The 15,519-nt window shown below is 55.4% G+C and carries 11 protein-coding genes and 1 pseudogene; 10 read left to right on the top strand and 2 right to left on the bottom strand.

The genetic code is table 11. From position 1 onward, the window contains the following. Positions 1-117 precede the first annotated feature (117 nt). From AC0V6L_RS09365 to AC0V6L_RS09340, 6 genes are all read left to right on the top strand, one after another. Entirely contained in the window at positions 118-1,392 is a 1,275-nt protein-coding gene (locus AC0V6L_RS09365; protein ID WP_486154006.1) for a cytochrome P450, read from the top strand. Next, positions 1,377-2,102 (top strand): AMP-binding protein, encoded by a 726-nt coding sequence (locus AC0V6L_RS09360; protein WP_486155093.1) that lies wholly within the window; start codon positions 1,377-1,379, stop codon positions 2,100-2,102. Before AC0V6L_RS09365 ends, AC0V6L_RS09360 begins: the two co-directional genes overlap by 16 nt. A 42-nt stretch (positions 2,103-2,144) precedes the next feature. Then, entirely contained in the window at positions 2,145-2,915 is a 771-nt protein-coding gene (locus AC0V6L_RS09355; RefSeq protein ID WP_486154005.1) for an SDR family NAD(P)-dependent oxidoreductase, read from the top strand. Next, a complete protein-coding gene (locus AC0V6L_RS09350) occupies positions 2,912-3,577 on the top strand; it encodes a helix-turn-helix transcriptional regulator (RefSeq protein ID WP_486154004.1) in 666 nt (221 codons plus the stop codon). The genes AC0V6L_RS09355 and AC0V6L_RS09350 overlap by 4 nt, the downstream gene beginning before the upstream one ends. Before the next feature lie 275 nt (positions 3,578-3,852). Beyond that, entirely contained in the window at positions 3,853-5,766 is a 1,914-nt protein-coding gene (locus tag AC0V6L_RS09345) for a glycoside hydrolase family 3 protein (RefSeq protein ID WP_486155092.1), read from the top strand. A 9-nt stretch (positions 5,767-5,775) separates the two neighbouring features. Next, positions 5,776-7,266: a sulfatase family protein gene (locus AC0V6L_RS09340; protein ID WP_486154003.1), complete on the top strand. Its 1,491-nt coding sequence runs from the start codon at positions 5,776-5,778 to the stop codon at positions 7,264-7,266. A 132-nt stretch (positions 7,267-7,398) separates the two neighbouring features. Here the strand turns inward: AC0V6L_RS09340 and AC0V6L_RS09335 are convergent, their stop codons facing one another. After that, a complete protein-coding gene (locus tag AC0V6L_RS09335; protein WP_486154002.1) occupies positions 7,399-8,469 on the bottom strand; it encodes an MBL fold metallo-hydrolase in 1,071 nt (356 codons plus the stop codon). A 483-nt stretch (positions 8,470-8,952) separates the two neighbouring features. Between AC0V6L_RS09335 and AC0V6L_RS09330 the strand changes: the two genes are divergently transcribed. The 3 genes and pseudogenes from AC0V6L_RS09330 to AC0V6L_RS09320 all read left to right on the top strand — a co-directional run bounded on the left by AC0V6L_RS09330 (position 8,953) and on the right by AC0V6L_RS09320 (position 13,295). Continuing rightward, positions 8,953-10,548 (top strand): bifunctional AfsR/SARP family transcriptional regulator/alpha/beta hydrolase, encoded by a 1,596-nt coding sequence (locus AC0V6L_RS09330; RefSeq protein WP_486154001.1) that lies wholly within the window; start codon positions 8,953-8,955, stop codon positions 10,546-10,548. A 263-nt stretch (positions 10,549-10,811) separates the two neighbouring features. Then, a pseudogene (locus tag AC0V6L_RS09325) lies at positions 10,812-11,192 on the top strand (hypothetical protein); the annotation flags it as partial. 84 nt (positions 11,193-11,276) lie between these two features. Beyond that, on the top strand, positions 11,277-13,295 hold the full coding sequence (locus tag AC0V6L_RS09320; RefSeq protein WP_486155091.1) for a YadA-like family protein: 2,019 nt from the start codon (positions 11,277-11,279) through the stop codon (positions 13,293-13,295). Positions 13,296-13,874: 579 nt separating this feature from the next. Here the strand turns inward: AC0V6L_RS09320 and AC0V6L_RS09315 are convergent. Further along, the gene (locus AC0V6L_RS09315) at positions 13,875-14,831 is read right to left on the bottom strand and encodes a LysR family transcriptional regulator (protein ID WP_486154000.1); all 957 of its coding nucleotides are present in this window, start codon (positions 14,829-14,831) and stop codon (positions 13,875-13,877) included. A gap of 38 nt (positions 14,832-14,869) precedes the next feature. On the opposite strand from AC0V6L_RS09315, the gene AC0V6L_RS09310 reads away from it, so the two are divergent. Continuing rightward, positions 14,870-15,508, top strand: a complete 639-nt coding sequence (locus tag AC0V6L_RS09310; RefSeq protein WP_486153999.1) for a glutathione S-transferase N-terminal domain-containing protein — start codon at positions 14,870-14,872, stop codon at positions 15,506-15,508. Positions 15,509-15,519 lie beyond the last annotated feature (11 nt).

Genomic DNA, 15,519 nt, shown 5'->3' with positions numbered 1-15,519 from the left:
CGTTTCGGCGTTGCCATCTTGCATAAATGCGCCATCTGACCTCAGATAATAGTTGATTAACTAGCAATCGAAATCTAGGTTGTTAGCGCACAGATCAAGAAGTGAATGGAGAGGCTCATGTCATCTGAATTGCCCGCAGAACTAGCAGCGGCGATTGTTGATCCAGCCAACTACGCAGATCCGCCGAAAATCAACGCTGCATTTGCCGAGATACGCCGAGACTATCCATTCGCAAAAGCCAAGGTCGAAGGCTTTGATCCATTCTGGGTGGCATCCAAACATGCTGATGTGATCGCGATCGAAACACAGCCAGATATCTTTCTGAATGGTGCCGGCTCGAACAATCTGACGGATAGCTCAAGCGTCGCTATGGTGAAAGCGGCTACAGGTGAGAACAACCTGATCCGCTCCTTGGTCACCGTTGACGGTGCCGAACACAACGCCCTGCGAAAAATAGCTTTTCCTGCCTTTACGCCGAAAGCCCTGAAAACACTGGAAGTGGATATCCAGGATATCGCCCGGGAATATATCGACAAGTTCATCGAGAAGGCTCCCCATAGCGATTTCGTTGCCGATATTGCTCTGGGCTATCCGCTTCGCGTCGTGATGAGTTTACTGGGCGTTCCAGCAGAAGACGAACCCTTCATGCTTAGGCTAACTCAGGAGATGTTCGGCGCTTCCGACCCGGATTTGAACCGGTCAAAAACAGAAGTCACAGCCGAGCAACGGCTGGTAGCTCTCACGGCAGTGATGAACGAGCTGGAGGGCTATTTCGGCAAGGTCACCAAAGAGGCACGCGAGCGGCCCACCGAAGGACTTAACAGTCTGATCGCCAATGCCGTGATTGACGGTGAATATCTCAACCATCGCCAATTGATGGGCTACTACATCATCGCCGCGACCGCAGGGCATGATACAACATCGAATACTATATCCGCCGCTATGTGGGCCTTGGCCGAACGGCCCGAGTTGTTGGCCGAACTGCAAACGCACCCCGATCGTATTGACGGTTTCGTCGAAGAAACAATTCGCTGGGCCAGCGCAGTCAAGACCTTCATGAGAACCGCTGTCGAAGATGCCGAGATTGCGGGCAAGCAGGTGAAGGCGGGAGACTGGATCTTGCTGTCCTATCACAGTGCTGCCCAGGATGAAGACGTCTATCCTGATCCGTTCAAGTTCGACATCACCCGTCCGCGGCGCAGCCAGATTGCATTTGGCATAGGCCCGCACGTTTGCATCGGCCAGCATCTTGCCCGGATGGAAATGCGCGTTCTTTGGGAAGAGCTGCTGCCGAAGCTGACTTCAGTCAAACTGGCTGGCGAGCCCAAGCTATTCAAATCCAACTTCGTCGTCGGGCCGAAAACTCTGCCTATTGAATTTTCGGTCGAATAGGTTCGAAACGAGGGTTTATCAAACATCCCTACATTAACGGCCGGAGCACGTCGGACAAGCCCGCCGTCATCATGGGCAATTCCGGTCAGGTGATTACGTACGGCGAGTTGAACATGCGCTCCAACCAGGGTGCGCACCTCTTCCGTTCGTGCGGCTTGGAAATCGGAGACGTTGTCGCGGTAATGCTCGACAACGAACCCAGCTATTTCGAACTGGCATGGGCAGCACAGCGAGCCGGTCTCTATTTCGTTGGAATTTCTTCGCGCCTGAAATCAGACGAAGTAAACTACATTCTCAAAGACAGTGGGGCCAGAATTCTGGTCACAGATTCTGCCAAGTTGTCGATACTAGAAAACCTCTCTGATCATGTGACCGTCTATTTGATCGATGGGGCGGATGACACCCGACCAAACTGGTTTGCAGAGACTGAGAATTTGAGCACTGCGCTGGCCGATGACAGTGCAACGGCTGGCCGGATTCTGGTCGAGTATTCCGCGGGAACCGAAGGCAACGGCATGACCATTAACGATTCCGAAAACTGGCTGAAAAAGCAGGGCTCTGTCGGACAGGCGATCCTGGGCACATTGCGTACCGTTGATGAGGAAGGCCGCGTATTGGGGCGGAATGAAGAAGGCCTGATCTACTACGAAGGCGGCCCCGAGTTCGCCCACCACAATGATCCCGAAAAAATGGCTGAAGCCCATGACTAACTTTGCACAGCAATCCAAGCAGGACCACCTAAGCACCAAGCGATGATCTTAGACTTAACAAATCGCACTGTGATGTTGAGCGGGGCCTCGTCTGGCATCGGCGCGCATCTCGCCCGCGTCCTTGCCAAAGCGGGGGCCAAGGTAGTTCTCGGTGCTCGCAGAGCTGACAGAACCGAGGCGCTTGCCAGTGAACTGGAGGAGGCTGGCGGCAAGGCGTTGGCGGTCGCTCTCGACGTGACTGACGAGGCATCTGTTGTTGCGGCTTACGACACCGCTGAGGCCGCGTTCGGCACTGTGGACACGGTTATCGCAAATGCGGGAACAGCTGCGAATGGTCGTTCAACCGATGTGCCTATTGAAGGCCTCCGAACGGTTCTCGATACCAATTTTCTGGGCGTCTATTTGCTTGCCCGCGAGGGCGCAAAGCGGATGATTGCCGCCAATTCTTCCGATGCGAGCCAGGGGCGGATAGTGCTGATCGGGTCGATTACCGCGCAAATGAATGCACCGGGTGATGCTGCCTACGCCGCGAGTAAAGCAGGCGTGGCGCATCTAGGCCGGCTTTTCGCCCGTGAATGGGTGCGCAAAGGCATAAACGTCAACACTATCCAGCCCGGATACATTCGCACTGAAATCATGGACGATTGGTTCGACACTGAGGGCGGTGAGAGGCAAATTGCCGGTTGGCATCGCAGACGGTTGATGGACATCGATGCGCTCGATGATCTGACGCTGTACCTGTGCTCAGACGCGTCCCCCACGTCACCGGAGGCACGTTTACCGTGGACGACGGACAATCGCTTTGACCAGTGACTCAATCTTTGAAAGTCAGAATAAAGAACTTCATTCAGGACGAAAATGGCAATCTTATCAATGATTCTGTGTTTGGTTGGGACGAACCTGAGGAACGTTGGTGGGATGAGCCGCTGGTTGGTCTGAGTTCTCCAGTGGCATTGTCAGCGCGCTATGAACAGGAGGCGTTTTGGGTCAACAAAAGCGGGCCCAGATCTGTGGCGCAAAATCAGCATCTAAAGTCTGTTCAATTTGGATCATTCTTTGAAACCAAGACAAAATTTCGATCGATGATCATTGTTCCAATCCATCAGCCATTCGGACGAATTGGCGTAGTTTGCTTTTTTCCGACTGCCAAAGAGCAAGCGAACCTGGACAACGAGTTCCGCCTCCACTCACACTTTCTTTCGATCCTAGGTTGCCGTTTTGTAAAGAATTTTCGGTTTCTCGACGATGTCTCAGGTTGGATGCCTGAAAATTGCACATTGACCCGTCGCCAAGTCCAATGCCTGCATTGGGCGTCGCTGGGCAAGACCGACAAGGAGGTGAGTGATATCATCTCGCTCAGCCATGCCGCCGTTCGCTATCACCTCTCCCAGGCGATAAATCGACTGGGATGCGTCAATAGAATCCAAGCGGTGTTCAGAGCCGGGCAACTCGGCTTCATCGGAGCAGTTCACTGAGTACCATTGCTTGGATTATTCACGGTCGGGTAGTCGGCAAAGTGATGCGTTGCCGTCGTTCGCGACGGTACAGTCAATCCCGATCCGGGCATTTGCCGATACAATTATCGCCATGTTATTCGGACCAAGCAGAGAGGACCAAATAGTGCGAAAACTGATCAAGGGCTTAGGCGTGCTGGTGACCACGATCGTGGTGCTCGCACTGCTTGGTATCGGCGGCCTTTGGCTTTCTTCCACTATGCAGTCCCGGTCCAACTTAGCCCAGCTTGGCGAGCGTGCACCGGACCTCGCGGTCGACGGATTCTCATTCCGCGATCTCAACAAAAATGGCGAACTCGACGCCTATGAAGACACACGAGATCTCCGTAGATGACCGGGTCGAAGATTTGCTGAGCCAAATGACGCTTGAGGAAAAAGCAGGCGCCATGTTCATTAACTTCACGACGGTCAGCTCCGATGGCGAACTTTCCGAAAGCCTCAGTTTTTCGGACCCGCAAAGCCTCGTTTTCTCTAAGAACAGCGAACTCCTCGTCGCCAAGAAAATGAACCATTTCAGCCTTGCCGTCCCGGTCGATGACGTTGACACTTTCGTGGCTTGGGCAAACTCGCTGCAGACAGCGGCTGAGCGGACGCGACTAGGAATCCCGGTGACGCTGGCAACTGACCCAAGGCATGGGGTTACGACCGGTGGGGGTGTGGCACTCCCAGCAGGAGCCTTTTCGCAATGGCCAGATCCAATTGGTCTGGCGGCAACGGCTGACCCAGAGCTTGTTCGAGAATTTGCCGATATCGCGCGGCAGGAATATCGCGCAGCTGGCCTGCATCTCGCTCTGCACCCGACCGCGGACCTTGCGACTGAGCCGCGTTGGGCACGTATTGCAACAACGTTTGGCGAGGACGCTAACTTGTCAGCGGCTCTCACCAAAGCCTATGTCTTGGGAATGCAGGGCGAGGAGCTAGGCGATCAAAGCGTTGCCACTATGGTCAAGCACTTTTCCGGTGGAGGGCCGCAGGCCCAGGGCGAGGATGCGCATTTCGAATATGGCCGCGAACAGGTCTATCCCGGTGACAATTTCGACTACCACTTGATCCCGTTTGAAGAAGGAGCGTTCCCAGCTGGAGCCGCGCAGATCATGCCCTATTACGGCATTCCAGTGGGTCAGATGGATGAGAATGTCGGTTTCGCTTACAATAAGGCGATCATCACAGACATGCTGCGGGAGCGCTATGGTTTTGAGGGCGTCGTTTGCACCGATTGGGGACTGATCTCAGACACAGAGGTCCTCGGTATGTTCACTGTTTTGCCCGCGCGTGCTTGGGGTGTTGAAGACCTCACTGCCAAGGAACGCATGCTGAAGATCATCGAAGCAGGCAACGATATGTTCGGCGGGGAGGAAATTCCGGAAATGCTTGTCGAGTTGGTGGAGGAAGGGGCGATCAATGAAGCGCGGATTGACCAGTCGGTTCGGCGCATATTGCGCGACAAATTTCGACTTGGCCTTTTCGACAACCCTTACGTCGATGTAGAAGCCTCCAAGCAGCTCGTCGGGAATGCTGAATTTGTTGCCTCCGGCGTTGACGCGCAGCGAAATTCGTTGGTCCTCCTTAAGAATGGTCAAGCAGCAAGCGCCCCGGTCCTTCCGCTGAAAGGCAAGCCGAAATTGTATATCGAGAATGTCGATCCGGAGTTGGCAGGCCGATTTGCTCAAATTGTTGCAAGCCCTGATGAAGCAGACTTCGCCATTGTCCGAACGACCGCGCCGTTTGAGGCTCGTGACGGGCTGTTCGAAAGTATCATGCATGCAGGCGATCTGGATTTCAAAGAGCCTGAGAAACAGCGGCTTATCGAGTTAGCCGACACCGTTCCTGTGATCTTGGATATGTACCTTGATCGCCCCGCAGTGTTTCCCGAAATCGCAGGCAAGAGCGCTGCAGTGATCGGCAGCTTCGGTGTGAACGACAAGGTTCTCTTGGAGCTTATCTTTGGCCACTTCAATCCGTCGGGTAAGCTGCCATTTGAACTGCCATCATCAATGGCAGCGGTAGAGGACCAGTTTGAAGACGTTCCCTATGACAGCGCCGATCCCCTATTTCGCTTCGGACATGGGTTGACCTTCGGAAAAACGGGAGCGGAGGAAAGCGATGAAGCTGCCGGTGATCATGAAGACCAACCGGCCGCATCGCAATAGGGTTCAACTATGACGATCGCACGCAAATGGCTTAAGCGACTCGGCCTCGTATTCATGCTTCCGGGTTTGCTCCTTCTTGGGTTGCTCCTTTGGGTTGGCGGAACGGTTTTGTTCTACAGCCAGTCCGACGACGAAACGCATCTGGCTCTCAAGCAAGAATACCTCGGCAAGGTTCGGGCGCAAACAGTCCTTTCCGACCTGTCGGATCGCGCATCTCGGCCAAATGTCGTGTTCATTCTGTATGATGATCTGGGATACGGCGACATCGGCGCCTTCGGTGCAGAGGCCATAGCAACACCCAACATTGATGCATTGGCCGAGCGAGGCATCAAGCTCACACAGTTCTATTCACCCTCGCCCGTTTGCACGCCCTCGCGAGCCGGCTTTCTAACCGGCAGGATGCCGCCCCGTGCTGGCCTTTCTAACGTGGTCTTCCCCAGCTCTAGCTCACTCAGCGCGATGAATAAGTTGAACGGTTTGAATGTTCGCCTGCCAGCCGAAGAAATCACCATTGCCGATATGCTCGGCGCTGCAGGCTACCAAACATCTATGGTAGGCAAATGGCATGTTGGAGACAGCAGCCCATCCCTGCCCAACGACTTTGGTTTTCAGAGCTTTTTCGGATCGCTGCATAGCAACGATATGGAACCTTTCGAGCTCTACCGAGACAAAGAGATTGAGGTTGAGCACCCGGCCGATCAATCCAAGCTGGATGCACTGTACACCAAAGAGGCCGTGGATATTATCGAGCGCGAAGCAGCGAACAGCGAAGCGCCGTTCTTCCTCTATTTCGCGCATAACTTCCCGCACGTTCCTCTCCATGTCGAAGCCGCCCATGAAGGGCATTCGCAAGCTGGCCTTTATGGCGACGTTGTCGAGTCTCTTGACGACGGTGTCGGGCGCATAGTCGCAGCCCTCGAGCGGACAGATGCGCTCGAGGATACAATCATTATAATCACCAGCGACAACGGTCCATGGTGGCAAGGCGATCCCTCCGCATTGCGAGGCAGGAAGGGTAAGACTTGGGAAGGCGGCATGAGGGTGCCATTCATTATCCATTGGCCTGCGCGGCTTGAGGCCGGACAGGAGCTATCTGATATGGCCATGGGCATTGATCTCTTGCCCTCATTCGCAGACTGGCTGGACATTCCCTTGCCCAAAGATCGCATCATTGATGGTCGTTCGATTGCATCAATGCTTGAGGACAGTGCGGGCACCCCGCACGAGTATCTCTACTACTTCGCTGTCGAAGAGGCGCTCGCTCTGAGAAACGTGACGCACAAGTATCATGGCGTTCGCAACATCAACTACGGTCCAATGAACATGCCATTCGCATTCTCTTCCGCTGAAGGGCCGTGGTTGATCAATCTCGAACTGGACCCGCGGGAAGCTTACGACACCTCAATGCATGACCCTGAGCTAACCGCCAGCATGGCAAACGCGCTGGCAGAGAAGCGGGCGGAGATGGAGACCAACCCACGCGGCTGGATAGAGCCCTAGAAAGACTGGTTTTGCGGTTTCCGCACGCGCGCGAGATGTGCAACGTGCGGACTTGGGCCGATATCGGACTGTCTGTTTCTGGACTTGCCACTCTCAAGAGGAGACTGACGGTTCACGGCCCAATTGCGGACGTTAAAACAGCCTGACTTGTTCAATACCATCGCCTTCTGCAGTCATCGTGAAAAGCATACCGTCCTCGCCCACAATGATCGGTCCACTGAAACGCTCTTCGGCATCACCCAAGAAGGCTGGGTAGAGGTAGGATAAAGGCAATGGCGGAACCAGGTGAGACAGCACCAACATCTGCGTTCCTGTAATTTCTGCGCTCTCCGCAGCTTCTTCTGGAGTGGCGTGATAATCGACAATGTCGAACATGATCTTCGCAGTATTATTTTGACCGCGCTGTTTCATGGCCTCTTCCATTTCCCCGACAAGCGCAGGCTGAAGTGCTTCATGCACAAGCAGATCAACTCCCTTACAAACGCGTTCAAGATTAGAAGACTTCGCCGTGTCACCGCTAATGCAAGCTGATCGCCCCTTATAATCGAAGCGATAGCCAACGGCAGGAGCAACAGGGGCGTGATCGACCACAAATGCCGTGATTATAAGACCGTTCCGGCTTAGAACTACCGTGTCCTTTTCGTTTAACTCAAAAGGCCTGGCTTCTGCTCCGCCGCCACTTGTTGGAGCGATGGCTTCTGAGTGATGGGCCGTGCGATAGGTGTCGTCTGCGGCATAGGCTGCATTAAACCCATCGACGATGGCGGCAACGCCGATCGGACCATAGACAGGCAGTGGAGAGGTGTTCGCGCCTCGAACCCAGTGATTGAGCATCAGGGGCCCCAAACCGTCGACATGGTCGGAGTGAAAATGGGTCAGCAACAACGCGCTCGCTTCAGAAGCGTTCACGCCCATCAGTGAAATATTGCGCGCGCCGCCTTCGCCGATATCGACAATGTAAATCTCATCACCTGCGATCACGATATTGCATGGGCCAGCGCGATCAGGATTTGGCATCGGAGACCCTGTCCCGCATAGTCCGATATGGAGTCCGTCTTGAAGGCTCGCAAGCGGGGCATTGTCGAGATTTTGATCCACAGCACGCTTAAACAGGGCCGTCCCGATTTCGGCCTGAAAAACAACAAGTGACGCCGCTATCAGCACGGCTAACCCGACTAGCGCAATCGCAGCTTTTTTTAGCACTGGTTTCCCCCAAATTGACCCAAGCATGGGTACGCATTGGTTTCTGCTCACAAGCCAAAACCAGTGACATCATTCCGCAGTGAGCGCAAATAACAGGGAAACATTTGCTACCGTCCGCTTTCACCCCCATAATCGGGCATCTAATGAGGCGCGAGCTGGGCCGATTGCGGTCAGTCTGCTCACCGCAAAAACGGTGTGAAAAGCAGACATTCCGCTTACGATCCATTTGCTGGCCTTGAGCTTTGCCTTAGACTGGGGTTATCGCTGGATGCCCGGCTTTCTTGGGCTCAACTCAACAGCCCCTGTGCACCCCCGCTCCAAATTGATCTGCGGCATCGCAGTCTCGGCGCGCCCAATGACTCTTTCGCCTCGCGGCATTGTTGCGCCCCTCAGTGATAGCGAAATGGGAGCAGCGAAAAGTAATCGCAAATACGCGAGCATGGCTTGTGATGCATGTGTGGCTCGTGCAGATCGGTGCATTCTATGATCGCGATCAAGACCATCGGGCCAATCGGAGCGCTGCATAACGGTTCCGAAATGGCGCTTCCCGCGTCGCGAAAATCGCGCGCACTATTGGCGTACCTTGTGCTGCAAGAGGGGCCGCATTCGCGCGAGGCGCTGTGTTCGCTTCTTTGGGAGATACCCGATGATCCGCGCGGCGCATTGCGGTGGTCTTTGTCCAAACTTCGACCCGTTCTAAACTGTGACGGGACAGACCGATTGCACACAGATCGCCAGCAGGTCGTGTGCGATAAAGACGGCTTACGCATTGATGCTGCTGACATGCGCGATGCAAGTCGATGGGCCGGCATGTCTGAAGAAGAAGCGCAAATTCTGTGGGACCGCAATTGCGGAACATTGCTCGAAGATTGCGATCTGGCCTCACAACCGTCCTTCACGGCATGGCTCACAGGACAACGCGCAGCATTCAGCAAAGTGCGATCTGATTTTGCCCGGGTCCAAGCTTTGAAGGTCGATTTCCCCGCGCCAGGCCGAGATATCTGGGCGCAGCGTTGGCTAAAACTATCGCCGTTTGACCAAGAGGCAGCAGGCACCGCTGTCGCCATGCGCCAAGCAAGCGCAGGAGCCGAAGCAGCGCGCGCGTTGGCGCAGGAATTGCGCCAATCCTTTGCCGATGCCGAATTGCCCCTGCCCGACGCATTCGGCTTGGAAGGCGGCGAGACTGTCCCTACGACTTCCCCAACCGCTGAGGACCTGCCTGATCAAAACATTCGCTTTGTTGAAACCAGCGATCATGTCTCGATCGCCTGGGCAAGTGTGGGAGATGCAGGCAATCCCCCTCTGGTAAAGGCGGCCAATTGGCTCAATCACTTAGAGCTTGATTGGGAAGCCCCCATCTGGAGCCCGCTGTTTCGCGATCTGGCAAGCGCGTTTCACCTGATCCGCTATGATGAGCGCGGATGTGGCCTGTCGGATTGGGATTGCAACGATCTATCCTTTGAGAGCTTTGTCGCTGATCTTGAGCAAGTGGTCGAAGCCGCTGGCCTCACCCGCTTTCCTCTGCTCGGTATCAGTCAAGGCGCTGCGGTTTCGATTGAATATGCCGCGCGCCACCCGGAAAAGGTTTCCCAGCTTATTCTGTTTGGCGCGTATGATTGCGGCTGGCGGCACACCGCATCAAACGAAGAAGCGCGCGAGCGTGAAGCTGTTATGGTTTTGACAGAGACCGGCTGGGGATCAGACAACCCGGCCTATCGCCATCTGTTTTCGCGCACCTTTATGCCCGATGCAGAACCTGAAGAGCTCAACTGGTTCGATGAATTCCAGCGCCAGACAACATCCAACACCAATGCGGTGCGCTTTTTAGAAGCGTTCTCTTCGCTTGATGTAAGAGACCGGCTGGCGGATGTACAATGCCCCACATTGGTTGTGCATTCACGCGGGGATCAGCGCATTCCTTTGGAGATGGGCCGCAAAATGGCGGCGCGTATTCCAGGTGCGCGTTTCGCCGGGATTGATAGCAACAACCACCTTCTTTTGGGCCGCGAATCGGCATCGGCTGAGTTTTTGAAGCTGGTGCGTGATTTTCTGAAAAACACAGCAGGTCCGACCAAGTAACGCCCCAAAGGGCCATTTTTCTGCGATTTTCCGCAAATTACCACGGTTTTTCAAACGATAGAGCCTGCGATTCAAACGGCGGCTCAAACGATAGCTCTTTACGTGATTGTCCTGAGACGAGGCGTCCTGCCGGTGGGGCGTGGTCTGTGTGAGCATGCAAAACATGCAGACTGCGCCCCATTGCTTACCCCCACCTTGCGACCCGAGCCGGCATCGGTGCCTCGTCTCAAATTGAATGAACGAGACAGGACAGGACGTAACCGATGAAAAAACTAACTCTACTTTCGACCGTCGCAGCCAGTGCAACGATTTCGGCGTTCGCTCTCCAGCCCACGCCAGTAGCCGCAGAGGACTGTGTGCTTGATTTCAACGACAACGGCACTGGGGATGGTACTGCTGGTGCCAACAGCAATGGAGAGGACACCGCATTGGCTTGCGGAACCGATGCAACAGCGACCGGGGTCAACTCTACGGCAATCGGACCTGAAGCATCAGCAACAGGAGAGAGCTCCACGGCAGTTGGGTCAACAGCGACAGCATCGAACTTAAACTCTACAGCGTTGGGAAGGAACGCGAGAGCGACCGGTTCCAATGGGACTGCACTTGGGATTGACAGTAGGGCCACCCAAAATGCGACGATTGCCATAGGCGCGACTGCTGAGGCTTTGGCTTTTGAAGGGGTGGCCATTGGGCAGGCCTCACGTGTGACGGGTAATGCAGGTACTGCAGTGGGACGAGGAACTGTGGTAACGCGGGGATCTGGAGCGGCTTTTGGCAAATTCGCTCAAGCAACAGGTGATGCAGCCATTGCTATCGGCGGTGATCCCAATGGCGATCGGCTCGGAGCGCAAGCAAGCGGCGATAAAGCAATTGCGATAGGCGCAGATGCAATCAGTTCAGAAACCGGTTCGATTGCGCTTGGCGATATCTCGGTTGCCGAAGGTTTTCTTAGCGCTGCCATTGGCAGGGAAGCTTCAGCGACGGGCGCTTCTGCTTTGGCATTTGGCAACAATTCCAGTGCCACCCAGACAGGGGCTATCGCTATTGGCGGTGATGAAAATGGAGAGGCCGGAACAGGCGCACAAGCGACAGGCGAACGCGCTGTTGCGCTGGGCGCGAGCACTGCCGCATCGGCCAACGATTCGGTGGCGATTGGTAGCACCGCAAGTGCATCCGCGCGTGGAGCGATTGCTATCGGGCATGATGCCGCAGCGGAAAGATCGGGAGCCTTGGCGCTTGGAGAAAACTCATTTGCATCCGGGTTGTTTGCGGCAAGTGTCGGTTTGAGCAGCAGTGCGACAGGTGACGGAGCATCGGCCTTTGGTGCGGGAGCCGACGCAACCGGCGGGACTTCGCTCGCGGTCGGATTTAGCTCATCCGCCAGCGCATCCGGCGCCACTGCCATCGGGGGAAACCTGGGCTCAGAAACTGGCCCCGGTGCACAAGCAACGGCTGAAGGCGCGACTGCAATTGGTGCGGTGTCCGTCGCAAGCGGCTTTAGCAGCTTTGCAGGCGGTGACGGTGCCGACGCGCGTGGGGCCTCTTCTATCGCGATTGGTGGCCGATCATTAGAATCTGGCGAAGGCGGAGGTGCTTCTGCGAAGGGCGTTGACGCGATTGCACTCGGCGCGAGTTCCGAAACGACAACAGACGGTGCAATTGCCGTTGGCGCAGGCGCATTTGGCAATGGCCTCGATGCGGTGGCTGTCGGCAGGCGGTCCCGTGCTCAGAATGTTGGTGCGACAGCCTTTGGTGTGGATGCAGATGCAAGCGGTGTGGGGACAGCGGCCTTTGGCGCGGGTGCTGTCGCCAATGCAGAGCGCGCCATTGCACTTGGCGCGGATACATTGGCGCAAGGGGCATCATCCGGTGCCTTTGGCGCAGGGGCGCAGGCGCTTGGTGAAGAGGCCACCGCTATTGGCACTGGCACGCGTGCAGATGGCCTTCGCAGCGCTTCCTTTGGCCGCAATGCTTTTGCCACCGCCGCCAGCGCGACCGCCGTTGGCAACACCGCAGGCGCAACGGGCGGTAGAGCCACAGCCGTCGGCCAAGATGCCCGTGCAACAGGCGCGCGCGCAACCGCCGTTGGCTTTGGCGCAAATGCAGGCGATCGCGCGACTTCGGTGGGCGAGAACACGGCTGCGACCGGCTTTGCCAGCACCGCTGTCGGGTTTGAAGCAGCTGCGACAAACGCCCGCTCCACCGCGATTGGCGCAGGCGCAGCGACGACCGCTGACGATCAGGTCGCTTTGGGCGGTGCGGGTTCATCGGTGCGGATCGGCGATATCGAGGCTTCGACACAAGCTCAGCAGGGGCCGGTTGATGTCGTCACCATTGACCAGAACGGCACTTTGGGCCGCCAGCAAGCCGCAACAGCTGCCTCAGTTGCCAATGTGCGCGTCTCGATGAATGCTTTGGCGCAGGTGTCTGATGCGCAGTTTGCAGCACTGGAGACACGCGTTGGCGGTCTTGAAACCCGCATCGATGGCGCTTTTGATCTGGCCCAAACAATTGACGACGATGCAAAACGCGGCATCGCAGCCATCGCCGCGCAGGCCGCGCCGCACTTCCCCAGCGAAGCGGGCAAAACAAGCTATGCCAGCAATGTTGCGACTTATCGCGGCGAAGTGGGTGTATCGCTTGGCCTAATGCACCGGTTTGAAGGCGATGTCGCGATCACGGCAGGCGTTACCTATGCAGGCGGCAATTCCACCGCCGTGCGCGCCGGGGTCGCAGGAGAATTCTAGATCCAAAAGCGAATTCCAGGCCTAAATGAGCGGGCATTGCAATCTGTGCGCAATGCCCGCTTATATCCCAAACGCCGACGCCAGCCCTAGTGCGGCTGGCGCCCAACTTCGGTCAAATCTGCGTCTTCTCAGCAAGCGAAAGAGCGTCTTCAATGTCCACGCCAAGGTAACGGATTGTGTTCTCTATCTTGGAATGGCCAAGCAATATCTTGTTCCCCGTCAGCTCCGATGGCACTGATTAATGGTTGAGGTTTAGGAGCGTTTTGGTTCTCATCGTAGTGACTGTAAGGAACGAAGATGAGATTGAAATACTCCTCTATTCAATAACCTAAATCTGTCTCATGAACGCTGACGGGGAACAGTAACAAACAAGCGAATGACGTTAAATTATGAGTTGAAAAGGCGAAATAGGCTAGGCATCTTTGCTCTCGACTTGTGACGCATCGACGCACGATGACACGCGAAGTCAGAAATGCCTCGTTAGTCTGACAAGACCGCCCAGAACTATCGATGCTGCGACAGACATCAATGGCGGCTTTCAAAACCGTATTTGCCTTAGGGTAAAAACAAAGAACATCGTCAAAGGTGGCCTTTCACACCCTCTTTGGCTAATGCGAGAAACGCTTTGACGGCCGGAGAAGAACCCCGAAATGACGGGGTCAGTGCGCTGATTTTTGTCTTAGGCAACTGCCAATCCGGTAAAAGTTCAACAAGGTCCCCTGCGCGTAATTCCGACTGAACGGCAAATCTCGGTAATTGTGCTACTCCCAAATGTTGCAGAGCAGCATTCAGGATTGGACTGGCGTCATTGCAGGCAAATCTGGGGGTCAGATCAGCGACCATTTTGTCCGACGCTTTGGAGAAAGTGACGCGAGTTGGATCAAGCGATCCTGAAAACAGAAACAAGGGATGAGCGCCAAGATCAGCTGGAGCGCGAATGGGCGGTGCAGCTACTATGTAGTCTGGCGTGGCAAAAAACGCTGTTGTCGCCTGACCAAGCGGGGTCAAAGCAAGACCTGAGTCACTCAATTCACCGACTCTTATCGCGATATCATACCCTTCTTCTATAAGGTCGACACGCCGCGCGGTCGCCTCAAGCCTGATGCGCACCTCCGGATAGGCAGAGATGTATTGCGGCAAGATCTCGCCTATCAGGCATTGGCCAACTATCACCGGGCAGGTCAAACGCAGTGTTCCTGTGGGGCTTGAATTCATTTCTTCGAGGGCCGTTGCGACAGCCTCTGCCTGTTCCAGCATTTGCTTCGCATGTTGGTAAACGCGTTGTCCCGCATCTGTCAGCACTACGCTGCGGGTGGTGCGATTGAACAGACGAACCCCAACACGGTCTTCCAGAGCAGCGATCCGGCGACTTACCGTGGGTTGAGGTGTTTTGGTGAGCCGTGCAGCAGCGCTGAATCCGCCGCTGTCTTTGACCCGTACAAGCAAAGCGAGATCTGGCAATGAAGCGTCTATTAATTCATTCATGGATAAATGATATCCGAATTCGCCGACTAATACTAGTTTTGGTTTTCTCATAGTTTGCTCTCAACGCACACCAAAGCTGGAGAGAGACAGTGACTATCCTATACGCATGGAACACACCCAACGGCCAAAAGCCGGCAATTCTGCTGGAAGAACTCGGTCTCCCCTACGACTTGGTGCCAATTGACATCGAACATGGAGAGCAGAGCACAAGCGCGTTTCTGAAAGTTAGCCCGAACGCCAAAATACCCGCGCTTGAAGACGGTGATCTGACATTCTTTGAATCAGGCGCTATTCTGCTGCACCTCGCTGAAAAGCACGGCTCATTCCTGCCAAAGGCAGGACAAGCAAGGGCTGACACCTTGGCGTGGTCGTTCTGGCAGGTCGGCGGGCTGGGGCCGATGATTGGTCAATGGGGGCACTTCCAAGCGGCCGACGAACAGCTACCCTATGCAATCGAACGTTATCTGGCCGAGACGATCCGTCTTTTCACGGTTCTCGAACAACGTCTCGCTGTCAGCGCCTATCTAGGCGGTGCTGAATACACCATTGCTGACATGATGACCTTTCCTTGGGCACGCGGGGGGCTGATCTATTTGGATCGCTCCGCGCCAGAACGCCTTCCCGATTTGCCTCACACGCGGGCTTGGGTCGCCGCACTTGAACAACGGCCCGCTATTCAGCGCGCGTTCGCCAAGCTGGATGAAATCGCCCAACCACACGCAGCATAGGGAGAGTTTCG

This window comes from Erythrobacter sp. JB1-15 (assembly GCF_057365035.1).
Note: the sequence above shows the minus strand (reverse complement) of the source record. Positions and strands in the feature narration are given on the sequence as shown.